Genomic DNA, 24,040 nt, shown 5'->3' with positions numbered 1-24,040 from the left:
GTTCGTCCTGAACAAGTCGCAAGCATCTGAATTTGTTTGGTGATCCCGGTAAAACTGTAGCAGGAAATTGCAGGGTTTCGTATGATGGGTGCGGAAACCTTGCAGATCCCGGAGCCGCGATGAAGCCTCATTCCCGCATTGAAGAGCAGGACGATCTCCTGCGTCCCCGTCTGACCGACATGATCGATCTTCGGCACGAATTGGCGAAACTGGAAAAGCTGATCGACTGGGAGTTCTTCGAGACGGAATGGGCCGGTTTCTTTCCCTCCACGACAGGGCGGCCAGCGACATCGCCGCGCTTGGTCGCGGGGCTGCTGTATCTCCAACACGCCTATCGTCTGTCCGACGAAGCTGTCGTCGCCCGATGGGTTGAAAACCCGTACTACCAGCACTTCACCGGCGAGACATTCTTCCAGCACCGCCCGCCCATCGATCCTTCCTGCTTGACCCGCTGGCGTAAGCGGATTGGCGAGGAAGGGGCCGAGTGGCTGCTGACCAAGACGATCGAGGCTGGGCGCACATCCGGTTCCGTTGATGACGGAAGCCTCGCACGCATTTCCGTAGACACGACGGTGATGGAGAAGAACATCGCCCACCCGACCGACGCACGCCTGTATGAAAAGGCGCGCCGCCAGCTTGTCACCCTGGCTGACGAAGGCGGGATCACGCTGCGCCAGAACTACAACCGCCTGGCTCCGCGCCTGGCGATGCAGATCGGGCGCTACGCCCATGCCCGACAATTCAAGCGCATGCGCAAGGCCCTGAAAAAGCTGAAGGGCTACACCGGACGTGTCCTGCGAGATATACGTCGCCAGTTGGATGCGATCCCCCAAAGTCCCTTCCGCGAGCGCGTGCTGGACGCGCTCGTTCTGCTGGGCCGCCTGCTGCACCAAGGCCCCAAGAGCCGTGGCAAGATCTACGCCTTGCACGAACCCGAGGTCGACTGCATCTCGAAGGGCAAGGCGCGCAAGCGCTATGAGTTCGGCACGAAGGTCAGCCTCGCCACCACGATCGACGAGGGTTTTGTCGTCGGCATGCGAGCCCTGCCGGGTAATCCCTACGATGGGCACACCTTGTCTGAAGCCCTGGAGCAGGTCGCAATCCTGACCGGTAAAACCCCGGAACTGGCCGTCGTGGACCGTGGGTATCGCGGCCACGGTGTATCGACGACAACAGTGCTGATCAGCGGCACCCGCCGGGGACTGACGCCAAAGCTGAAGACGCTTCTGAGGCGGCGCAGCGCCATCGAGCCCGAGATCGGACACATGAAAACCGATGGACGCCTGTCGCGCTGCCCGCTGAAGGGGACGTTCGGCGATGCCATCTTCGCCGTCCTCTGCGGCTGCGGCCACAACATCCGCAAAATCCTGGCCCATCTTAGGGCTTTGTGGTCCATCGTCATGGCCGCATTCCGCGCCGCCGTTATGCCCGGGATCAGGCCAGAAAACCGCTATATCGTCGACCGATCAGGTTGTTCAGCCTGAACTCTGTAACCCATTGATCTGTAACACCCCACACCCTGTCCACGCGCAAACCCCCAAACCGAAAAGGCCCCCGCATCACTGCGAGGGCCTCTCCAATTTCCGTAGGCCGGGCTTCAGCCCGGCACCACACTCACAGACCGGTGTTCACGTCGATCGTGTTGCCCTCTTCGAGGGTCACATAGGCCTTCTTGACGTCCTTGCGGCGACCCATGGTGCCCCGGAAACGCTTTTGCTTGCCCTTGGTGATGGTGGTGTTGACCGCCTTCACCTTGACACCAAACAGCGCCTCAACGGCCTCTTTGATCTGCGGCTTGGCCGCGTCGATCGCCACTTCGAAAACCACTGCGCCGTTCTCGGACGCCATCGTGGTCTTTTCGGTAATGATCGGCTTGCGGATCACGTCGTAGTGTTCTGCCTTCGCGCTCATTTCAACCGAGCCTCCAGTGCTTCGACACCCGCCTTGGTCAGCACGAGCGTGTCGCGCTTGAGGATGTCATAGACGTTTGCGCCCTGGCTGGGCAGCACATCGAGACCCTCGATGTTCGCCGCCGCACGGACGAAGTTTTCGCTCAGCTCTGCACCGTCGATGATCAGCGCGCGCTTCCAGCCCAGGTTTGCAACCTGCTTGGCCAGAGTGTTTGCCTTACCATCGCAATCCGCCGCCTCGATCACCACCAGCGAACCGTCCTTGAACTTGGACGACAGCGCGTGCAGCAGACCCAGCTTGCGGACCTTTTTGGGCAGATCATGGGCGTGCGACCGCGGGGTCGGGCCCTTGTAGATGCCACCCTTGCGGAAGATCGGCGCCTTGCGGGAACCGTGGCGTGCGCCGCCGGTGCCCTTTTGGCGATAGATCTTCTTGGTCGAGTACGACACTTCCGAGCGGGTCTTGACCTTGTGCGTACCGGCTTGCGCCTTGTTACGCTGCCAGCGGACGACGCGGTGGAGAATGTCGGCGCGCGGCTCCAGCCCGAACAGGGCCTCGTCCAGCTCGACTTCGCCAGCGGTGCCGCCGTCGAGATTGATCACGTCGAGTTTCATTCCTCGCCTTCCTTCTTCTCGGCCTCGATCGAAGCTTCGGCCTCTTCTGCAAGGCGCGCGTCTTCGGCGGCCTTGGCTTCGGCTTCGGCCTGACGGGCGGCTTCTTCGGCGGCTTTCATGGCTTCCCGCTTGGCGCTCATCAGAGCGGCAGGCAGAATGACATTCTCGGGCGCAGGCTTTTTCACCGCGTCCTTGACGGTCACCCATGATCCCTTGGGGCCGGGAACGGCGCCCTTGATCATGATGATGCCACGGTCGCTGTCGGTGCGGACCACTTGCAGGTTCTGTGTCGTAACACGAACAGAGCCCATGTGACCGGCCATCTTCTTGCCTTTGAACACCTTGCCGGGGTTCTGACACTGACCCGTCGAACCATGCGAACGGTGGCTGACAGAGACACCGTGCGTGGCACGCAGACCGCCAAAGTTGTGGCGCTTCATACCGCCGGCAAAACCCTTACCGATGGTGATGCCGGACACGTCCACGAACTGACCTTCGAAGTAATGGTCGGCGATGATTTCCTCGCCCACTTCGATCAGGTTTTCGGGCGCGACGCGGAATTCCACGACCTTGCGCTTGGGCTCGACCTTGGCAACGGCAAAGTGGCCGCGCATGGCCTGGCTCACGCGCTTGACCTTGGCGTTGCCGGCGCCCAGCTGAACGGCGGTGTAGCCGTGCTGGTCATTTGTGCGCTGAGCGACAACCTGAAGGTTGTCCAGCTGCAGCACGGTGACGGGAATCTGCTTGCCGTCTTCCATGAAGAGACGGGTCATGCCGATTTTCTTTGCGATCACTCCAGAGCGCATCATACCGAGCCCCCCCTTAGACCTTGATCTCGACATCAACGCCAGCGGCGAGGTCGAGCTTCATCAGTGCATCCACAGTCTGCGGAGTCGGGTCAACAATATCGAGCAGACGCTTGTGCGTCCGGATCTCGAACTGGTCGCGCGACTTCTTGTTGACGTGCGGTCCACGCAGAACGGTGAACTTTTCAATCTTGTTCGGCAGCGGGATCGGGCCGCGGACCGTTGCACCGGTGCGCTTGGCGGTGTTGACGATTTCCTGCGTACTTGCATCAAGTACGCGGTAGTCGAACGCCTTCAGCCGGATACGGATATTCTGGCTCATTGGGTCAGCCTATCTTGGCGTTGGGGTTGAGAGGAGGAGAACAGACCACCTGCCCGCCTCGTCGAACCCGGAATGTGTAGGGCGGGAAGACCCCGCCCTTCAGTATGGGTGCCTGGGCACCCCGGAATATATCCTGACGGTGTCGCCCCGAGGGGCAACACCTCAGACGATCAGTCGATGATCTTGGACACGACGCCCGAGCCGACGGTACGGCCGCCTTCGCGGATGGCGAAACGCAGGCCATCTTCCATCGCGATCGGTGCGATCAGCTCGACGTTGAACTTCAGGTTGTCGCCCGGCATCACCATTTCGGTGCCCTCGGGCAGCTCAACCGTGCCGGTCACGTCCGTCGTGCGGAAGTAGAACTGCGGGCGGTAGTTCTTGAAGAACGGCGTGTGACGGCCACCTTCTTCCTTGGTCAGGATGTAGACCTCACACTCGAACTTGGTGTGCGGGTTCACCGACTTCGGCTTGCACAGAACCTGGCCGCGCTCAACGCCTTCACGATCGATGCCGCGCAGCAGAACGCCGACGTTGTCGCCAGCTTCACCGCGATCCAGCAGCTTGCGGAACATTTCGACACCGGTACAGGTGGTCGAGGACGTGTCACGGATACCAACGATTTCAATGGTATCGCCAACGTTGATCACGCCACGCTCGATCCGGCCGGTCACAACCGTACCACGACCCGAGATCGAGAACACGTCTTCGATCGGCATCAGGAACGGCATGTCGATCGCGCGCTCGGGCTGCGGGATGTACTCATCCACAGCGGCCATCAGCTCACGGATCTTGTTCTCGCCGATTTCCGGGTCACGGCCTTCCATCGCCGCCAGCGCGGAGCCCGCGATGATCGGAATGTCGTCGCCCGGGTAGTCGTATTCGGACAGCAGCTCGCGGACTTCCATTTCCACCAGCTCCAGCAGCTCCTCATCGTCGACCTGGTCAACTTTGTTAAGAAAAACAACCATCGCGGGAATGCCGACCTGGCGGCCCAGCAGGATGTGCTCACGCGTTTGCGGCATCGGGCCGTCGGCGGCGTTCACGACCAAGATCGCGCCGTCCATCTGGGCGGCGCCGGTGATCATGTTCTTGACGTAGTCGGCGTGGCCGGGGCAGTCGACGTGCGCGTAGTGGCGGTTGTCGGTCTCATACTCGACGTGTGCGGTCGAGATGGTGATCCCGCGGGCTTTTTCTTCCGGCGCGCCGTCGATCTGGTCGTAGGCGCGGAAGTCACCGAAATACTTGGTGATCGCCGCTGTCAGCGTCGTCTTGCCGTGGTCAACGTGACCAATCGTGCCGATGTTGCAGTGCGGCTTGCCGCGTTCAAACTTTTCCTTACCCATAGGTAGGCTCCTTCTTCGTTTCGGATGGTGGGGAAAAACCCCACCCTACGGTGGTGGGTAGGGCGGATTTATCCGGCGGGTTTCCCCGCCGATACCGCCACCCGGCTTATGCGTATTTCGATTGGATCTCGTCCGAGATGTTCTGCGGAACCGGATCGTAGTGGTCGAACCGCATCGAGAAGTTCGCGCGACCCGAAGACATGGAGCGCAGCGTGTTGATGTAGCCGAACATGTTGGCCAGCGGAACAAAGGCATCAATGGCAACAGCGTTGCCACGAGGCTCTTGACCCGACACCTGACCGCGACGCGAGGTCAGATCGCCGATGATACCGCCGGTATATTCTTCCGGTGTGATCACTTCGACTTTCATCATCGGTTCCAGCAGTTTGGCACCCGCTTTGCGCATGCCTTCACGCATGCACATCCGTGCCGCGATCTCGAACGCCAGAACGCTGGAGTCCACATCGTGGAACTTGCCGTCGATCAGCGAGACCTTGAAGTCGATGACGGGGAAGCCAGCCAGGGGGCCACTGTCCATAACCGATTTCACGCCCTTTTCCACACCGGGGATGTATTCCTTGGGAATGGAACCGCCCACGATCTTGGATTCGAACGAATAGCCTTCGCCCGGCTCTGTCGGCGAGATGATCATCTTCACTTCGGCGAACTGACCCGAACCACCCGACTGTTTCTTGTGGGTGTAGGTGTGCTCGACCTCGTGACCGATGGTTTCACGATAGGCCACCTGCGGCGCACCGATGTTGGCCTCAACCTTGAACTCGCGCTTGAGACGGTCAACCAGGATGTCCAGGTGAAGTTCGCCCATGCCCTTCATGATGGTCTGACCGGACTCGATGTCCGTTTCGACGCGGAAGGAGGGGTCTTCAGCTGCCAGTCGGGCCAGACCCGCCGACATCTTTTCCTGGTCGCCCTTGGTCTTGGGCTCAACCGCGATCTCGATAACCGGATCGGGGAAGGTCATGGTTTCCAGAACCACCGGTTCTTTGGGATCACACAGGGTGTCACCCGTGGTGGTGTCCTTCAGACCCGCAAGCGCGATGATGTCGCCGGCCCAGGCCTCTTCGATCTCTTCGCGGTTGTTGGAGTGCATCATCATCATACGACCGATGCGCTCTTTCTTGCCCTTGGTTGCGTTCAGGATCGAGTCGCCCTTGTTCATCTTGCCCGAATAGATCCGGGTGAACGTCAGCGAGCCGACAAAGGGGTCGTTCATGATTTTGAACGCCAGACCTGCGAACGGCATGTTGTCATCCGCACGGCGCGGGATGTTGCGCTCTTCGGTCTCATCGTCGGGCGAAAAGCCCATGTAGTCGACCACGTCCATCGGGCTGGGCAGATAGTCGATCACGGCGTTGAGCAGCGGCTGAACACCCTTGTTCTTGAAGGCAGAGCCACCCAGAACCGGAACGAAATGCATGGCCAGCGTGCCCTTGCGCAGCAGTTTGCGCAGAGTCGGGACGTCAGGCTCTTCGCCTTCCAGATAGGCTTCCATCGCGTCGTCGTCTTCTTCGACGGCGGCTTCGACCATCTTGCCACGCCATTCGTCGGCCATGTCCTTGAGGCTGTCGCGGATCGGGGCCTTGATCCAAGACGCGCCCAGATCTTCACCCTGCCACAGCCACTCTTCCATGGTCACGAGATCCAGCAGACCTTCCAGCTCGGTCTCGGCACCGATCGGAATGCCGACGGGCACGGCCTTGGCGCCGGTCCGGTCTTCGATCATGTGAACGCAGTTGAAGAAGTCCGCGCCGATCTTGTCCATCTTGTTGACGAACACGATCCGCGGAACCTTGTAGCGGTCAGCCTGACGCCACACGGTTTCTGTCTGCGGCTCAACGCCCGCGTTGGCATCCAGAACGGCAACCGCGCCGTCGAGAACCGCCAGCGAACGCTCAACTTCGATGGTGAAGTCAACGTGCCCGGGGGTGTCGATGATGTTCAGGCGGTGCTTGGGCGTGTCCGGCGTTGCGCCGTCCTCGGTCCGTTCCCAGAACGTGGTTGTCGCGGCGGACGTGATCGTGATGCCACGCTCCTGCTCCTGCTCCATCCAGTCCATGGTCGCAGCACCGTCATGCACTTCGCCAAGGTTGTGCGATTTGCCGGTATAGAACAGAATCCGCTCCGAGCAGGTGGTCTTGCCTGCGTCGATGTGCGCCATGATACCGAAGTTCCGGTACCGTTCGAGAGGGTAGTCGCGTGCCATGGGGGCTTGTCCTCAGAAGAAGTGGTTTACCAGCGGTAGTGGCTGAACGCTTTGTTGGCGTCGGCCATCTTGTGGGTGTCTTCGCGCTTTTTGACGGCGGAGCCACGCGACTGCACGGCATCGATCAATTCGCCGGCAAGACGCTCTTCCATGGTGTTCTCATTACGAGCGCGCGAGGCGTTGATCAGCCAGCGGATCGCAAGGGCCTCACGGCGCTCGGGGCGCACTTCGACCGGAACCTGGTAGGTGGCACCACCGACGCGGCGCGAACGCACCTCGACCGACGGCTTGATGTTGTCCAGTGCCTCGTGGAAGATTTCCACCGGGGCGCGTTTGACCTTGGCTTCGACGCGGTCAAGCGCATTGTAGACGATGCGTTCGGCGGCAGATTTCTTGCCGTCGTACATCAGGTTGTTCATGAACTTTGTCAGAACCCGGTCACCATACTTGGCGTCGGGCAGGACTTCGCGCTTCTCTGCGGCGTGACGACGAGACATGTTTTATATCCTCTTACTTCGGACGCTTGGCGCCGTATTTCGAACGACGCTGCTTGCGGTCCTTGACGCCCTGGGTGTCGAGAACACCGCGCAGGATGTGGTAACGCACGCCGGGAAGGTCTTTTACACGACCACCACGGATCAGTACGACCGAGTGCTCCTGCAGGTTGTGGCTCTCACCCGGGATATAGCTGATCACCTCGTAGCCATTGGTCAGACGCACCTTGGCCACCTTACGCATGGCCGAGTTCGGCTTCTTGGGCGTGGTGGTGTACACACGGGTGCAGACACCGCGCTTTTGCGGGCACTGCTCGAGGTGCTGCGACTTCGAGCGTTTGACTTTGGGCTGCCGCGGCTTGCGGATCAGCTGTTGGATCGTGGGCATTCCGGATATTTCCCCGTGCTTCTCACATTTGTGCTGCACGGGCCGTCCCGTGCGGAGTTTCATTTCGTGGCGCCCTGCTCAAAGCGGGGCTCCGATGTAGCGCGCCACCGGCCCACAGAGCAGGCAAAGACGCAAAAAACCGCTGCGTTCCCCTGTTCACGGGAACGACGCGGTGGGTGTCCAGAGGATCGGGGCGGTTAACCCGGATCGTGACCGCTTGGTTATGTAAGGTCGCCGATGGAATTTCCACGACGGATTAGCGGGCGTATAGGGGGAGTCGCAGGCCTTGTCAACAGGTCAGCAGGGTTGCCCGGCAAGGGTGGCAATGTCATGCAGGGAGAACGGCTTCGCACAAAGGACACAGGCATGCAAGTCATCGGTTTTTGCCGATTTTCCTACCCTGCCGAGGGCGGATTTCAGGTCGAGCACAGCAGCCTGACGGACCGCATTGCCTACCTGTATGATCCAGCCCGCATCGAAGAGCGGTTTCGTCATTTTGAATGCCTCTGCCTGCCGGGGCTGAAAGCGCAGACTGACCCGGATTTCCTGTTTGTGATCCTCGTCGGAGAGGCCATGCCGATGCGTTGGTTGGAGCGTCTGGCAGAGCTTATAGGCGATTTCCCTCAGGCCGTAATCGTGTCCCGCCCGCCGGGGCCACATCGCCAGGTCTGTCAGGATGTCATCAATGCGGTGCGCGACATGGATCAGCCCTGTCTTCAGTTCCGGCATGACGACGACGATGGCGTCGCAATAGATTTCGTCGCCCATCTGCGTCAGGCTGCGCAGGACTGCGCGCCCTTGCTGGCTCAGCACAGGCTGGTGGGGTTCGACTGGAACCGTGGCTATGTCGGACGTCCCGATGCGCAGGGCATCTGCGCCGAGGTGCAGGTGACCCCCTATTGGGGCGTTGCACAGGCGATGGCGGTTCGGCCCGGTGTCCGTCAGACGATCATGAATTTCGGCCATAACAAGCTGAACCAGAACATGCCCACTGTGACCTTTACACAGCCGGTCATGTATCTGCGCGGTCACAATGACCACAACGACTCGCGCCAGAAAAGGCACGTCAAACCGGTCCCCCTGCCCCGGCTGGACGCAACCGGAGAGGCAGAGCTGAAAGCACGGCTGGCGATTGACGCCAACCACGTCCGGCAGGTGTTTTCCGGCGCCTGAACGGCCCCCGCGACCCCGCCGCCTACATAGCCCGCAGTGATTGCAGGATGGTCTTGATAAAGGCCTGGTTCTCCGCCTCTGTGCGGATGTAGCCTACATTGCCAAGCGGCAGTTGCTTGGCCGGTCGTGTCAGGCGAAAGCGGAACACCTTGCCGTTGTTGTCGGCCAATTCCACCACTTTCCCGGCCCGCACCTTGCGCCCTGCTCCAGACCGTTCAGACGTGCGGCCGATCTGGATCATCAGGCTGACGTTGCGGCCCCGGTGCTGAAAATAAGCATGCGCCACATCTGTCACGCCATCGGTCTTGCGCGATCCGATGTAATAGGACACCCGGCCCAATCCCGGCGCGTCAAAATGGCTGAGTTTCCCCCACCGTGCGCCGCGCACTTTTCGGGCGCCGTCATAAAGAGTTTGAATCATGCCATCAAAGAACTTCTGTCTCAGTTTGGTGTCGTTGCATGTCAAGGTGATCAGGACATTGGGATTGGCCGTAAACCGAGAACCAAGCCGCTTGTCCCGCTCCCAGTACTCCGCCCCCAGATTATGAGTGTATTTGTCGGCAGGCTTTCCGTTGGTATCCACATAGCGGCGATGAGAAGTCGGCCAGGACGGATCAGCGGCGGCGCGCACCCCGCATTTGGCGTAGCTCTCCATACGGAACGCGCTGGGCACATAAGACGGGTCGAAATCCGGAATTGCCTGGGCCATTGCGGGCATGGCCCAGACCAGCGTTGCGACGACCAAGGCGAATACCCTTTTCATGATCTTGTCCCCCACAGCCCCGTCCTTTCCGAAATCCATTTTCAAAAGGCTATGCGCCATCGGGTTGGATGACCAGTGTCGCCAAAACGAAAATGGCCCCCACATTTCTGCGGGGGCCATCGATAGTCCAATCCGAAAGTCGCTTATTCGCGGCTTTCCGGCGTGTCGACGATCAGAGTGTCAAACTCATCCCCGCCCACAACATCCTCTTCCGACTTGACCGGAGCAGCCAGCGCTGCGGCCGCCTCGGCCTCTTCGCGGCGTGCTTCGATCACCACGTTGTCGCGATCCTGTGCGATCTTGCGCACCTTCTGGGTCGCGCCGCCAGTGCCCGCCGGGATCAGGCGGCCCACGATAACGTTTTCCTTGAGGCCGATCAGCGTGTCCTTCTTGCCCTGCACCGATGCCTCGGTCAGGACGCGTGTCGTCTCCTGGAAGGAGGCGGCAGAGATAAAGGACCGCATCTGCAACGACGCCTTGGTGATGCCCAGCAGGATCGGTTCGCCTTTGGCAGGACGACCGCCCTTTTTCTCGGCCTTGGCGTTGGCTTCGTCGAACTCCATCTTGTCGACGTGCTCACCCTTCAGCAGCGTGGTGTCACCAGAATCCTGGATCTCCCATTTCTGCAGCATCTGGCGAACGATGACCTCAACGTGCTTGTCGTTGATCTTCACGCCCTGCAGGCGATAGACGTCCTGCACTTCGTCGATCATGTAGTTGGCCAGCGCCTCAATCCCCATGATCGCAAGAATATCGTGGGGGGCCGGGTTACCGTCCATGATGTAATCACCCTTCTGGATGAAATCACCTTCGGCGACCGGGATGTGCTTGCCCTTGGGGATCATGTATTCCTTGGGCTCAAGGCTGTCGTCCGCCGGTTCAATGCTGATCCGACGCTTGTTCTTGTAGTCCTTGCCAAAGCGCACATAGCCGTCGATTTCCGCGATGATGGCGTGATCCTTGGGGCGACGTGCCTCAAAGAGTTCGGCCACACGCGGCAGACCACCGGTGATGTCCTTGGTCTTGGCACCTTCGCGCGGGATACGCGCAACAACGTCACCGGCCTTGACCTCCTGGCCATCTTCGCAGGACAGGATCGCGTCCACCGACATGGTGTACTTGATCGGGTTGCCCTGGTCATTGCGCAGCGGTTCACCGTCCGCATCCATCAGGATGATCTCGGGCTTGAGTTCATTGCCTTTGGGTGCAGCGCGCCAGTCGATCACGATCTTCTGGGTCATGCCGGTGGCATCGTCGGTTTCCTCACGCACAGCCAGGCCGTTCACAAGGTCCACGTGTTTGGCGATACCATCCTTTTCGGCGATGATCGGCAGGGTGTAGGGGTCCCATTCGTACAGCTTGTCGCCCCGTTTGACCTGCTGGCCCTCTTTCACAAACAGCTTGGAGCCGTAGCCCATCTTGTGGGATGCGATCTCTTCGTCCTGATCGCTCATGATGAGGATCTGCATGTTCCGGTTCATCACAATCATTTCGCCTGCGGCGTTGGTGATCGTGCCCGGGTTGGCGAAGACGATCTTACCGTTCTGGCTCGCCTCAAGGAAAGAGCGCGACGAACCCTGCGCAACGCCGCCCATGTGGAAGGTCCGCATGGTCAGCTGTGTACCGGGTTCACCGATCGACTGCGCCGCGATGATGCCGACGGCCTCGCCGGTGTTCACCTTGGTGCCGCGGGCAAGGTCACGCCCGTAGCAGGTGGCGCAAACGCCCACTTCAGCCTCACAGGTCAGCGGCGAGCGGATGCGCGCCGTCTGCATGCCCGAGTCCTCGACCAGATCCGCAGTACGTTCGTCGATCAGCTCGCCTTCGCGCACCAGCACCTCACCCGTTTCCGGGTGCACCAGCTCATCCGCAGCCACACGGCCAAGGATACGCTCGCCCAGCGTGGCGACAACTTCACCGTCGTTGATCGCCGCCTCGGCGGTGATCGCGCGATCAGTGCCGCAGTCATTCATGCGAATGATGCAGTCCTGCGCAACGTCAACCAGACGGCGGGTCAAGTAACCCGAGTTAGCCGTCTTCAGAGCGGTGTCCGACAGACCCTTACGGGCGCCGTGAGTCGAGTTGAAGTATTCAAGAACGGTCAGACCTTCCTTGAAGTTCGAGATGATCGGCGTCTCGATGATGTCGCCGTTCGGCTTGGCCATCAGGCCGCGCATGGCACCCAGCTGTTTCATCTGGGTGACCGAGCCACGGGCCTTGGAGTGGGCCATCATGTAGACCGAGTTCGGTTCCATCTCGGCGCCGTTCTCGTCCTCACGCCGCGCGGAGATGGTGTTCATCATCGCCTCGGTGACCTTGTCGTTACACTTCGACCAAGCATCCACGACCTTGTTGTACTTTTCGCCCTGAGTGATCAGGCCGTCCATGTACTGCTGTTCAAAGTCTTTAACCTGATCGCGTGTCTCATCGACCAGTTCCCACTTGTTGTCGGGAATGACCATGTCGTCCTTGCCGAACGAAATGCCCGCCTTGAACGCTTCGACAAAACCCAGACGCATGATCTGGTCGCAGAAGATGACCGACTCTTTCTGACCGCAATAACGATAGACGGTGTCGATGACAGTCTGCACGTCGCCTTTGCGCAGCAGGCGGTTGACCAGCTCAAACGGGGCCTTTGCATTCAGCGGCAAAAGCTGACCAAGCCGCACGCGGCCCGGCGTCGATTCACAAAGCTGCCAGACTTCGCTGCCTTCTTCGTCAATCTGTTTGACGCGGCACTTGATCTTGGCGTGCAGGTGTACCTCGCCCGCGTTGAGTGCGTGCTCGACTTCCTCAGGCGACGAAAAGACCATGCCTTCGCCAACCATGCCGTCACGGGCGATGGTCACATAGTACAGACCAAGGATCATATCCTGAGACGGAACGATGATCGGTGCGCCGTTGGCGGGCGACAGGACGTTGTTGGTCGACATCATCAGGACGCGCGCTTCCAACTGGGCCTCAAGGCTCAGCGGGACGTGTACGGCCATCTGGTCACCGTCAAAGTCGGCGTTGAAAGCCGAACAGACCAGCGGATGCAGCTGGATCGCCTTGCCTTCGATCAGGATCGGCTCAAATGCCTGGATGCCCAGACGGTGCAGCGTGGGCGCGCGGTTCAGCAGAACCGGGTGCTCACGGATGACCTCATCCAGGATGTCCCAAACTTCGGGGCGCTCTTTCTCGACCAGCTTTTTCGCCTGTTTGACCGTCGAAGACAGGCCTTTGGCCTCCAGCCGCGAATAGATGAACGGCTTGAACAGCTCCAGCGCCATCTTCTTGGGCAGACCGCACTGGTGCAGCTTGAGTTCCGGGCCGGTCACGATGACCGAACGACCGGAAAAGTCGACGCGCTTACCCAAAAGGTTCTGACGGAAGCGACCCTGCTTACCCTTCAGCATGTCGGACAGCGATTTCAGCGGACGTTTGTTGGCCCCCGTGATGACGCGGCCACGGCGACCGTTGTCAAACAGCGCATCCACGGATTCCTGCAGCATCCGCTTTTCGTTGCGGACGATGATGTCAGGTGCGCGCAATTCGATCAGCCGCTTGAGGCGGTTGTTCCGGTTGATCACGCGGCGATACAGGTCGTTGAGGTCAGAGGTCGCAAAGCGGCCACCGTCCAGCGGCACCAGCGGGCGCAGTTCGGGCGGAATGACCGGGATCACGGTCATGATCATCCACTCGGGCCGGTTACCGGACTCGAGGAAGGATTCAACAACCTTCAGACGCTTGATGATCTTCTTGGGCTTCAGCTCACCAGTGGCTTCCTTGAGATCCGCGCGCAGGTTTTCTGCCTCGGCTTCAAGGTCGATGGCGGCCAGCATCTCACGGATCGCTTCGGCACCGATGTTGGCCGAAAACGCGTCCGCGCCGAACTGGTCTTGCGCGTCGTTGAACTCTTCTTCGTTCATCATCTGGCCATAGGCGAGGTCGGTCAGACCCGGCTCGATGACAACGTAGTTTTCAAAGTACAGAACGCGTTCCAGATCGCGCAGCGTCATGTCCAGCATCAGGCCAATGCGCGAGGGCAGCGACTTGAGGAACCAGATGTGGGCGCAGGGCGCGGCCAGTTCGATGTGGCCCATGCGTTCGCGGCGGACCTTTTGCAGCGTGACTTCGACACCGCATTTTTCGCAGACAACGCCGCGATATTTCATGCGCTTGTATTTACCGCAGAGGCATTCGTAATCCTTGATCGGGCCAAAGATGCGCGCGCAGAACAGGCCGTCACGCTCGGGCTTGAACGTGCGGTAGTTGATGGTTTCGGGCTTCTTGATCTCACCAAAAGACCACGAAAGGATCCGTTCGGGGGAGGCCAGCGAGACCTTGATCTCGTCGAAGGTTTTAACCGGTGCAACAGGGTTGAACGGGTTGTTGGTCAGTTCCTGGTTCATGTAGTCCTCACAAATTCAGAGGGAAGCGGGGAAGGCGGGGCGGCGAACCGCCCCCTGAGCAAGGCGCGAAGGCCTTACTCGTCCTCCTCCGCATCCAGGAGTTCCATGTTGAGGCCCAGACCCCGGACCTCTTTGACGAGAACGTTGAACGATTCCGGCACGCCGGCCTCGAAGTTGTCTTCGCCCTTGACGATCGACTCGTAGACCTTGGTCCGGCCTGCCACGTCGTCCGATTTCACCGTCAGCATTTCCTGCAGGGTGTAGGCGGCGCCGTAGGCTTCCAGCGCCCAGACCTCCATCTCGCCGAAACGCTGACCACCGAACTGCGCCTTACCACCCAGCGGCTGCTGCGTAACAAGCGAGTAGGGACCAGTGGAACGCGCGTGGATCTTGTCGTCGACAAGGTGGTGCAGCTTGAGCAGGTATTTCACACCCACCGTCACCTGACGCGAGAACTGCTCACCGGTGCGGCCATCAAAGAGATCGGACTGGCCGCTGTCGTCAAAGCCCGCACGCCGCAACGCATCGTTCACGTCTGCTTCCTTGGCGCCGTCAAAGACCGGCGTCGCAATCGGCACACCGCCGATGACGTTGCCTGCGGCCTCGAGCAGATCGCCCTCGCCCATCGGTGCCAGACCTTCGTCATAGACCTCATCGCCGTAGGCAATACGCATCGCTTCGCGCACCGGGGTCAGATCACCGGAGCGGCGATATTCCTGCAATGCCTCATCGACCTTGATGCCCAGCATACGCGCGGCCCAGCCCATGTGGGTTTCAAGGATCTGACCAACGTTCATCCGCGACGGAACACCCAGCGGGTTGAGGCAGAAGTCGACCGGCGTACCGTCGCGGAGGAACGGCATGTCCTCCATCGGCACCACGCGGCTGACCACACCCTTGTTCCCGTGACGACCGGCCATCTTGTCACCCGGCTGCAGCTTGCGCTTCACCGCGATGAACACTTTGACCATCTTCATCACGCCCGGGGGCAGATCGTCGCCACGGCGGACCTTTTCGACCTTGTCCTCGAACCGCGCGTCAAGCGCGCGCTTCTGGATCTCGTACTGCTCGTGCAGGGCCTCGACGTGCTTGGCGTCTTCTTCTTCGGCAAGGGCAAGCTGCCACCACTGACCACGGGTCAGAGTGCTCAGCAGATCCTCGTTGATCTCCGAGTTCGACTTGACGCCTTTCGGGCCTTTCACGGCGGTCTTACCAAGGATCATGCCATTCAGACGCGCATAGATGTTGCGGTCGAGGATGGCGAGTTCGTCGTCCCGGTCACGGGCCAGCGCCTCGATCTCTTCACGCTCGATCTGCAGGGCTCGTTCGTCCTTTTCGACGCCGTGACGGTTGAACACCCGCACTTCGACGACCGTACCGTAATCGCCCGGCTTGACCCGCAGCGAGGTATCGCGCACGTCCGATGCCTTTTCGCCAAAGATGGCGCGCAGCAGCTTTTCTTCCGGTGTCATCGGGCTTTCGCCCTTGGGCGTGATCTTGCCCACCAGAATATCGCCCGGCTCTACATCGGCACCGATGTAGACGATACCCGCCTCGTCGAGGTTGCGCAGAGCTTCCTCGCCGACGTTGGGGATGTCGCGCGTGATTTCCTCGGGCCCAAGTTTGGTGTCGCGCGCCGCCACTTCGAATTCCTCGATGTGGACAGAGGTGAACACGTCATCCTTGGCGATCCGCTCAGAGATCAGGATCGAGTCCTCATAGTTGTAGCCGTTCCAAGGCATGAACGCGACGATCACGTTTTTCCCCAGCGCCAGTTCACCGATATCGGTCGACGGACCGTCTGCGATGACCTCACCCTTGAGCACCGTATCGCCCACCTTCACCAGAGGTTTCTGGTTGATACAGGTGTTCTGGTTCGACCGCTGGAACTTGCGCATCCGGTAGATGTCGACGCCCGCGTCACCCAGCTCCAGATCTTCGGTCGCCCGGATCACGATCCGCTGCGCGTCGACCTGGTCGATGATGCCGGCCCGCTTGGCCATGACAGCCGCGCCGGAGTCGCGGGCAACGACCTCTTCGATGCCGGTGCCGATCAGCGGCGCCTCGGCCCGCAGGGTCGGAACCGCCTGACGCTGCATGTTCGAACCCATCAGGGCGCGGTTGGCGTCGTCGTTTTCAAGGAACGGGATCAGCGAAGCCGCAACAGACACCAGCTGTTTCGGCGACACGTCGATCAGGTCCACGTTGTCCGACGGGGACAAGGTGTAGTCACCCGATTTCCGGGTCGAGACCAGATCGTTTTCGAACCGGCCATTCTCATCCAGTTTCGCGTTGGCCTGCGCCACGGTGTGACGCATTTCCTCGGTCGCGGACATGTAGTGGACTTCGTCCGTGACGTGGCGATCCTTGACCACTCGGTAAGGCGTTTCGATAAAGCCGTACTTGTTCACACGGGCAAAGGTGGCCAGCGAGTTGATCAGACCGATGTTCGGGCCTTCCGGCGTTTCAATCGGGCACATCCGGCCATAGTGGGTCGGGTGCACGTCGCGCACCTCAAAGCCTGCGCGCTCCCGCGTCAGACCGCCCGGTCCAAGCGCCGAAAGACGACGCTTGTGCGTCACCTCAGAGAGCGGGTTGGTCTGGTCCATGAACTGCGACAGCTGCGAAGAGCCAAAGAATTCACGCACGGCAGCAGCCGCCGGTTTCGCGTTGATCAGATCCTGCGGCATCACCGTGTCGATTTCGACCGACGACATGCGTTCCTTGATCGCGCGCTCCATGCGCAGCAGGCCAACACGGTACTGGTTTTCCATCAACTCGCCAACGGACCGCACCCGGCGGTTGCCAAGGTGGTCGATGTCGTCGATGTCGCCCTTGCCGTCGCGCAGTTCGACCAGTGCCTTGATGCACTTGACGATGTCTTCGCGGTCCAGCGTGCGCTGGGTGTCGGGCTTTTCCAGTGCCAGGCGCATGTTCATCTTCACGCGGCCAACGGCGGACAGGTCATAGCGCTCGCCGTCAAAGAACAGCGTGTCGAACAGGGCCGAGGCGGCCTCGACGGTGGGCGGCTCACCCGGGCGCATGACCCGGTAGATGTCCATCAGCGCAGTGTCACGGCCCAGGTTCTTGTCTGCGGCCATGGTGTTGCGCATGTACGGACCGACGTTGATGTTGTCGATGTCCAGAACCGGGATCTCGGTCACGCCCGCATCCAGCAGCTCTTTCAGCGTGCCGCCGGACACTTCGCCGTCCTTGTCAACGGTCCACGTCAACTCATCCCCGGCCTCGACATAGATCGCGCCGGTTTCTTCGTTGATCATGTCCTTGGAGACGTATTTGCCGACGATATGCTCAAACGGCACCAGCAGGTTCTTCACCTTGCCTTCGTCGATCAGCTTCTTGACCGCACGCGGAGTGACTTTCTTGCTCGCCTCGCCGATCACTTCTCCGCTGTCCGCGTCGACCAGATCAAAGGTCGGGCGAGTGCCACGCACACGCTCGGGGAAGAACTTGGTCGCCCAGCCTTCGCCCCGGCGATACTCAAAGTTCACGGTGTTATAGTAGGCGTCCATGATCGATTCCTGATCCAGCCCAAGGGCGTAGAGCAGGGTCGTCACAGGCAGCTTGCGGCGACGGTCGATGCGCGCAAAGACGATGTCCTTGGCGTCAAATTCGAAATCGAGCCACGACCCGCGGTAGGGAATGATCCGGCAGGCAAACAGCAGCTTGCCCGAGGAGTGCGTCTTGCCCTTGTCGTGGTCAAAGAACACGCCTGGGCTACGGTGCATCTGGGAGACGATGACCCGCTCAGTGCCGTTCACGACAAAGGTGCCGTTGGGCGTCATCAGGGGCATGTCGCCCATGAATACGTCCTGTTCCTTGATGTCCTTGACCGACTTTGCGCCGGTGTCCTCATCGATATCGAACACGATCAGGCGCAGGGTGACCTTCAGCGGTGCGCTGTAGGTCATGTCGCGCTGCATGCACTCTTCGACGTCGTACTTGGGCTTTTCCAGTTCGTAGTTCACGAACTCCAGAACTGCCGTTTCGTTGAAATCCTTGATCGGGAAGACCGACTGGAACACACCCTTGATGCCTTCGCCGTCCAGCGGCTGAAGCTGGTCACCGGACTTCAGGAACAGCTCGTAGCTGGACTTTTGAACCTCGATGAGGTTCGGCATTTCAAGAACTTCGCGGATTTTGCCGTAATAACGACGGAGGCGTTTCTGACCGAGGAAGCTTTGCGCCATGAGTGGAGCCACCCTTTCAATGTTCTCTGTCCGCACGTCCATACCGTCGGGGGCCACGGTATCGCGCGCGTCAGTGATGACAGACAAGCGGATCCATTCTCGGCGCGCGTCCCACCACGCGCCTCTCGATCCAGTATGCCCTGCCTTGGAAAACCCCTCAGAGCCGAGGGGCTTGCCAAGACTGGTACAATCGGCTTTCAACGATGTCAGATCGTGTGCCCAGGCGACGCAAGCGCGGCGCTTTTCCGTGATTTCCGGGGGAGCCGTGCGAGATGGGAACGATGCGCTGACATTTCAATGCTGCGTGTCGACACCTCGTCAAACCAAAAGCGAAAGCGGACTCGAATCGCTCGACCCCGCAGGAGACTTCCGAATATTCGGTTAAGCACGCGAACGCAAGACCCACAGCGGGGTTTCGCGTTTTCCACATCCTGCGAGAATGGCAAAAACTGATCCGATCGTCAAGCTGGGAAGCATTTTCCCCGATTCCGCGCCGGTAAAAATGCGTCGTTGCGGCCACGCACGCCAAATGCAAAACGCCCCCGGGGATCCCGGAGGCGTTGCAATGAGACTGGGAGACAGCGCCTCCCGGCGATCACTTGACTTCGACTTCGGCACCAGCCGCTTCGAGCTTTTTCTTGATTTCCTCGGCTTCGTCCTTGGAAACGCCTTCTTTGACAGCCTTGCCGCCGGCTTCGACCAGCTCTTTGGCTTCTTTCAGGCCCAGGCCGGTGATGCCGCGGACTTCTTTGATGACGTTGATCTTCTTGTCGCCAGCGGCTTTGAGGATCACGTCAAATTCGGTCTTTTCTTCCTCGGCTGCGGCGCCAGCGCCGTCAGCGGGACCTGCCATCATGACCGCGCCACCGGCTGCGGGCTCGATGCCATACTCGTCCTTGAGGATGGTTTTCAGTTCTTGTGCTTCGAGCAGGGTCAGACCGACGATTTGCTCTGCAAGTGCTTTAAGATCAGCCATTTTGAGACTCTTTCCGTTTAGATGTGTTTTCCGACGTCAGGGAACGTTCCCTACGCAAGTCGTTTCGGTGTGCCTTACGCCGCTTCCGCTTTCTCTTCGATGGTCGAGAGAATGGAGGCGATGTTCGAAGCAGGTGCGCCAATGGCGCCGGCGATGTTCGAAGCAGGTGCGCCGATACAGCCAACGATCGAAGCAATAAGCTCATCACGCGACGGCATTTTCGACACGGCCTCGACACCGGCCCGGTCCAGAGCCGTTCCACCCATGTTCCCGCCAAGGATTTCGAATTTCTTGTTATCCTTGGCGAAATCTTCGACGACCTTGGCCGCAGCCACAGGATCTTCGGAGAAGGCGAGAACGGTCATGCCGCCCAGCAGGTCGCCGATGCTTTCGCAGGGCGAACCTTGGAGGGCGATCTTGGCGAGCCTGTTCTTGGCGACGCGGACCGAAGCTTCGGCAGCGCTTGCGCGCCCCCGCAGGTCCGTCATCTCGGCAACCGTGAGACCTTCGTAGCGGGCCACCACCACGACGCCAGAGCTTTCGAAGATCTGGCCGAGTTCCTCGACCACCTTTTCTTTCTGAGCTCTATCCACAGTTTCACTCCAGTTGTTGGAGGGCGGACCCTCCGGCTCATTTTGCCCGGGGGATGGCCCCGGACGGAATGTCCGATAAGGGTCGACGCATCACGGATTGGCCGGGGCCCGTCCGTCGGGAACGGGGATGCCGTTCCGCAAAGATGTCTCTTCCCGTCTCAGGCAGGACTTACAGGCCAAAGCCAACCCACCGTCTCGGACGAATACATGTCAATTCCGACGAATCGAAAGTTTCATGCAGGCCTTCCCTTTATCACTCTTGCGGGTGGTGCCAAGGGGGCTCTGCCGTAGGGGTCGAAAAAACTGCTCAATCGCGCCTTTGAGCCGCGCGCAGCGCCTGAGAAAACGCGGCCGGATCCGCGATCTGGTACAGCTCACGGATCAAAGGAGAGATATGAGCCATCCGGTGTGCCGCCTCAAAACTGTCGGCTTGCGCCAGAAACCCTTTTTCGTACAGGAATTCATCCGAATAGCCCGGCAGAAACCACGCTATGTCAAATGGTACCGCCCCGGCATCCAGCTTGTTCACGGTCCGGGCCAACACGTTGGTACAATTGGAGAACAACGTATTGTACCAGCGCGGCGACTATTCAATTTCACCAGTCTCCTCCAGCATCGCCGTCAGGACTGCCTTTTGTTGCTCCAGCGGAATCGACAGCGGGTAGAGGTACAGCTGATCACCTGCATAAAATTCGCTGTTCCCGTACATGTCGCGTTCTGTTGTCCAGACGAACATGTATTCAAATATCGGCAACACAGCGGCCTTGGCGGCGCTATAGGCCTCTCCCTTTTCCCGACGCGCCTCGATCGAAGCGACATAGGCAGTGCCATCCGCAAACGAAAAGGCCAGCATCGTATGTGCGATAGCCTCAACGGCGCCAAAGGGTTCAAGCAGGAAATAGGCTTGTTCCAGCGTGTCCGGATCTATGTCACCCGTGATCCAGTCCTGCCGCGCGATCGTGCCATCTGCAGCATAGTCCCAGTTGCGAATGTCCACGACACGGAAGCGGCTGCCCTGTTTCGTCACCTTTGGAAGGCGGCTGTAGTCATCCCGCCAGTCGCGATCATGCGAGGCCGGCGTCAACTGCCAGTTGAGGTAAAGCCCGCCGATCAGAAGCAAGGGCAGCAATAGCAAGACGCGTTTCATAGAGACGCTCTAGCCTAAGGTTGCGCCATCAGGAAGACGCGCTGTGCACCGCAGCACTCTTTGTATTGTTAGACTGTGGGCCGGTCCATTTCGGAAACTGCCGGCCCAGCAAGGCCAGCAAATCGCGCTTTGACACAGGTTTGCTCAGCACCTCGTCCATGCCGGCCGCGCGATAGCTTGAAACCTGATGGCTCAGGACATTGGCCGTGACCGCGACGATGAACGCAGGTGTCGTCCCCTCGGCCTCCTCCCTGTCGCGAATGATTCTGGTGGCTGCGACGCCGTCCATCACCGGCATCTGGACATCCATCAGGATGACCTCGCAAGGCGTTTCTCGGAGGGTATCGACCGCCACCTGGCCGGTGTCCGCAAACACCGGGTGCGCCTGCGTCTTGGCCAAAAAGCGCGACAGGATCAATCGGTTGGTGGCATTGTCGTCGGCCACCATGATCCGCATTCCGTCCAGCTCCGGCACAGCAGCAGGTTCGGAACGGACCTGATTGGCTTCTTCGGCGCTGGCCACACGCAACGGCAAATCACAAAAGAACGTTGCGCCATGACCCGGTCGGCTCACAACCATCAGGTCACCGCCCATGGCCTGACAAAGCTGGCGAGAGATCGTCAGTCCCAGCCCGCTGCCGCCGTGTTGGCGGGTGATGCTCGAATCGGCCTGCATGAACGGCTCAAAGATGCGTGCCTGCGCCTTGCGATCAATTCCAAGGCCGCTGTCTTGTACCGCAATCACCAATCGGCGGCCCGCTAGATCGGGGCGCACCCGCACCTTCACGCCGCCTTCGCGCGTGAATTTCACCGCATTGGCGATCAAGTTATGCAGCACTTGGCGGATGCGAATGTCGTCCCCCATGAGAATGGGCGGCAAATTCGCCTGAATATCCAGTGTGAGATACAATTCTTTTTCACGCGCGCGCGCGCTGTACAGGGCGCAGGCCGAAGCGACGAGATCATGCAAAACAAAAGGACGCTCATCCACACCAAGCTGTCCGGCCTCGATGCGCGACAGGTCCAGCACATCGTTGATTGTGCCCAGCAGAACGGCCCCCGACTGTTCAATCACATGCAGACAGCTTGCCTGGTCGTCCGTCATGGTGGTTTCGGACAGTTCCGATGCCATCCCCAGAATTCCGTTCAAAGGCGTCCGGATTTCATGGCTGACATTTGCCAGAAACCGGGTCTTGGCAGCATTCGCATCCGCCGCCTCACGCCGCAAAACCGCCTCCCTCCTTTGGCCACGATTGGCGAAATAGACCTCGGCCAAGACATAGGTGAGTAGGATCGCGATGAGGGAGAAAGCCCCCCACTGGATACGCATTTGATCAATCTTCTCGGCCGTGGTGCTGGCGAACCGCTCTACCGGGTCGCGAACGCCGAAGGTGATCGACCAAACCCGACGAGACTCCAGAGTGAGTCCGGACAGCGCCTCGACGAATTCTTCGAGCTGGATGCGGTCCGGCGGATCCGCACCGTTGATCAAAGAATCGTTGACCGCCAGTAAAGCGGCATACTCTGACATGACCTTGTCAAACACGGGGCCCAGACGGGCGGCATCCCGTCCTGCGACCTCCACCCTACTCCACAGGATATCAAACCGCAGCCTGACGTCAGCGAGGTCTGACCGCCCTGCCCAATGGGATTCAATTGAGGACACCGTCCGCTGGCTTTCGAAATGCAGTTCGCTCATCGACCAAAGGCCGGCAGTCACAATATGAACCGTTTTTGCGCGGTTCTTGACATGGGCCTGCTCGACGACGAACAGGAGCACAGCCAGCGCCACCGCGACGCAAAGCGCCGTCAGTGCCCGTAACGCGCGCGCGTTGTCCTGCAGCCACCGCACCATGGCCCCGCCTTATCGCTGTGCCTGGATGCGGTTCAGCTGCCAAATCATGCGCGACCCGAGTTCATCGTCGATCACGTCGGCACTGTCCGATGGGTAGATGACCCAGATCGGACCCTTTTCGCGCGTCCGCATCGCCTGGCCATTGTGATCAAGCGCAAGCAAAACGTCATACACGCCTGCGTCCGACACCGGAATACCGATCGAGAAGTCGTTCAATGCCGTAGCCATGAGCGTGCCCGTGTCGACGCCAATCGCCTCCAGCAACGAGGCCAGCGTCGGGCCTGCAAACCGTTGCGGCCCGTCCGTGAACGGTGTGTATGTTTCAATCTGCTGCCAATCGAGCGCCTCAAGCATTGCGCGATCGAACACTGCCGCGTCACCAGCGTTGGTCGCGCCGATGTCACCGCTGACAGTCAGGATCGGCGGTCCATTCGGAACGTCCAATGCAACGGAGGGCAAGCTTGCCACGGCAGAAAACAGGCAGAACAGCATAACGCGCAAAGTATCCGTCCGGCGTGACCGCCGTTGACATTCAACGTGGCTGCCAATTCCACGGCGCGAGTTCGTCGATGCGGTTGATCTTGTGATCGGCAATGTGGGCCAGCACCCATGTCAGCCAGGCTTCCGGATCGATGCGGTTCATGCGGGCGGTTTCGATGAGGGAGTAGGCGATCGCGGCAGCCTTGCCACCACCTTCCGATCCCATGAAGAGATAATTCTTGCGCCCGAGAGTCAGCGGCCTGATTGACCGCTCACAGATGTTGTTGTCCAGCTCGAGTTGGCCGTTTTTCAGATAGGCCCGGGCTTTGGGCATGCGGCCGAG

General features: G+C 60.0%; 20 protein-coding genes. 2 read left to right on the top strand and 18 right to left on the bottom strand.

Going from position 1 to position 24,040, the window contains the following annotated elements:
• The first annotated feature begins 119 nt into the window (after positions 1 to 119).
• Positions 120 to 1,484 carry an IS5 family transposase gene (locus CHB90_RS21930; protein WP_089279942.1) on the top strand — a complete coding sequence of 455 codons (1,365 nt, stop codon included), beginning with the start codon at positions 120 to 122 and terminating at the stop codon, positions 1,482 to 1,484.
• 130 nt (positions 1,485 to 1,614) lie between these two features.
• Here the strand turns inward: CHB90_RS21930 and CHB90_RS21925 are convergent, their stop codons facing one another.
• The 8 genes from CHB90_RS21925 to rpsL all read right to left on the bottom strand — a co-directional run bounded on the left by CHB90_RS21925 (position 1,615) and on the right by rpsL (position 8,105).
• Entirely contained in the window at positions 1,615 to 1,911 is a 297-nt protein-coding gene (locus tag CHB90_RS21925; RefSeq protein ID WP_089279941.1) for a 50S ribosomal protein L23, read from the bottom strand.
• Positions 1,908 to 2,525 carry a 50S ribosomal protein L4 gene (gene rplD, locus CHB90_RS21920; RefSeq protein WP_089279940.1) on the bottom strand — a complete coding sequence of 206 codons (618 nt, stop codon included), beginning with the start codon at positions 2,523 to 2,525 and terminating at the stop codon, positions 1,908 to 1,910. The genes CHB90_RS21925 and rplD overlap by 4 nt, the downstream gene beginning before the upstream one ends.
• A complete protein-coding gene (gene rplC, locus CHB90_RS21915; protein ID WP_089279939.1) occupies positions 2,522 to 3,334 on the bottom strand; it encodes a 50S ribosomal protein L3 in 813 nt (270 codons plus the stop codon). The genes rplD and rplC overlap by 4 nt, the downstream gene beginning before the upstream one ends.
• Positions 3,335 to 3,347: 13 nt before the next feature.
• Entirely contained in the window at positions 3,348 to 3,653 is a 306-nt protein-coding gene (rpsJ, locus tag CHB90_RS21910; RefSeq protein WP_089279938.1) for a 30S ribosomal protein S10, read from the bottom strand.
• 170 nt (positions 3,654 to 3,823) lie between these two features.
• Positions 3,824 to 4,999 (bottom strand): elongation factor Tu, encoded by a 1,176-nt coding sequence (tuf, locus tag CHB90_RS21905; RefSeq protein ID WP_089279937.1) that lies wholly within the window; start codon positions 4,997 to 4,999, stop codon positions 3,824 to 3,826.
• Between the two features lie 106 nt (positions 5,000 to 5,105).
• Positions 5,106 to 7,223: an elongation factor G gene (gene fusA / locus CHB90_RS21900; RefSeq protein ID WP_089279936.1), complete on the bottom strand. Its 2,118-nt coding sequence runs from the start codon at positions 7,221 to 7,223 to the stop codon at positions 5,106 to 5,108.
• A gap of 26 nt (positions 7,224 to 7,249) precedes the next feature.
• The gene (gene rpsG / locus CHB90_RS21895; protein ID WP_089279935.1) at positions 7,250 to 7,720 is read right to left on the bottom strand and encodes a 30S ribosomal protein S7; all 471 of its coding nucleotides are present in this window, start codon (positions 7,718 to 7,720) and stop codon (positions 7,250 to 7,252) included.
• 13 nt (positions 7,721 to 7,733) lie between these two features.
• Positions 7,734 to 8,105 (bottom strand): 30S ribosomal protein S12, encoded by a 372-nt coding sequence (gene rpsL / locus CHB90_RS21890; protein ID WP_005862801.1) that lies wholly within the window; start codon positions 8,103 to 8,105, stop codon positions 7,734 to 7,736.
• A 366-nt stretch (positions 8,106 to 8,471) separates the two neighbouring features.
• Between rpsL and CHB90_RS21885 the strand changes: the two genes are divergently transcribed.
• On the top strand, positions 8,472 to 9,278 hold the full coding sequence (locus CHB90_RS21885; RefSeq protein ID WP_089279934.1) for a putative rhamnosyl transferase: 807 nt from the start codon (positions 8,472 to 8,474) through the stop codon (positions 9,276 to 9,278).
• Between the two features lie 22 nt (positions 9,279 to 9,300).
• On the opposite strand, the gene CHB90_RS21880 is transcribed toward CHB90_RS21885, so the two are convergent.
• The 10 genes from CHB90_RS21880 to CHB90_RS21835 form a co-directional block, all read right to left on the bottom strand.
• A complete protein-coding gene (locus tag CHB90_RS21880; protein ID WP_141135947.1) occupies positions 9,301 to 10,041 on the bottom strand; it encodes a hypothetical protein in 741 nt (246 codons plus the stop codon).
• Between the two features lie 143 nt (positions 10,042 to 10,184).
• A complete protein-coding gene (gene rpoC / locus CHB90_RS21875) occupies positions 10,185 to 14,435 on the bottom strand; it encodes a DNA-directed RNA polymerase subunit beta' (RefSeq protein ID WP_089279932.1) in 4,251 nt (1,416 codons plus the stop codon).
• 74 nt (positions 14,436 to 14,509) lie between these two features.
• Positions 14,510 to 18,646: a DNA-directed RNA polymerase subunit beta gene (gene rpoB / locus CHB90_RS21870; RefSeq protein WP_089279931.1), complete on the bottom strand. Its 4,137-nt coding sequence runs from the start codon at positions 18,644 to 18,646 to the stop codon at positions 14,510 to 14,512.
• A 595-nt stretch (positions 18,647 to 19,241) separates the two neighbouring features.
• Complete coding sequence (gene rplL, locus CHB90_RS21865; RefSeq protein WP_089279930.1) at positions 19,242 to 19,622, bottom strand: 50S ribosomal protein L7/L12; 381 nt, start codon at positions 19,620 to 19,622, stop codon at positions 19,242 to 19,244.
• 74 nt (positions 19,623 to 19,696) lie between these two features.
• Positions 19,697 to 20,215: a 50S ribosomal protein L10 gene (rplJ, locus tag CHB90_RS21860; protein WP_089279929.1), complete on the bottom strand. Its 519-nt coding sequence runs from the start codon at positions 20,213 to 20,215 to the stop codon at positions 19,697 to 19,699.
• 307 nt (positions 20,216 to 20,522) lie between these two features.
• On the bottom strand, positions 20,523 to 20,744 hold the full coding sequence (locus CHB90_RS21855; RefSeq protein WP_141135946.1) for a hypothetical protein: 222 nt from the start codon (positions 20,742 to 20,744) through the stop codon (positions 20,523 to 20,525).
• Positions 20,745 to 20,801: 57 nt separating this feature from the next.
• Positions 20,802 to 21,362 carry a lipoprotein N-acyltransferase Lnb domain-containing protein gene (locus CHB90_RS21850; protein ID WP_089279927.1) on the bottom strand — a complete coding sequence of 187 codons (561 nt, stop codon included), beginning with the start codon at positions 21,360 to 21,362 and terminating at the stop codon, positions 20,802 to 20,804.
• Positions 21,363 to 21,390: 28 nt separating this feature from the next.
• Entirely contained in the window at positions 21,391 to 23,217 is a 1,827-nt protein-coding gene (locus CHB90_RS21845) for an ATP-binding protein (protein ID WP_089279926.1), read from the bottom strand.
• A 9-nt stretch (positions 23,218 to 23,226) separates the two neighbouring features.
• The gene (locus CHB90_RS21840) at positions 23,227 to 23,718 is read right to left on the bottom strand and encodes a putative pterin-binding protein (RefSeq protein WP_141135945.1); all 492 of its coding nucleotides are present in this window, start codon (positions 23,716 to 23,718) and stop codon (positions 23,227 to 23,229) included.
• A gap of 31 nt (positions 23,719 to 23,749) precedes the next feature.
• A partial coding sequence (locus CHB90_RS21835; protein WP_141135944.1) for a transposase domain-containing protein occupies positions 23,750 to 24,040 on the bottom strand: 291 nt, incomplete at its 5' end.

The sequence above is a fragment of the Antarctobacter heliothermus genome (assembly GCF_900188425.1).
GTDB lineage: Bacteria > Pseudomonadota > Alphaproteobacteria > Rhodobacterales > Rhodobacteraceae > Antarctobacter > Antarctobacter heliothermus.
This window is presented reverse-complemented; position numbering and strand designations above follow the sequence as displayed.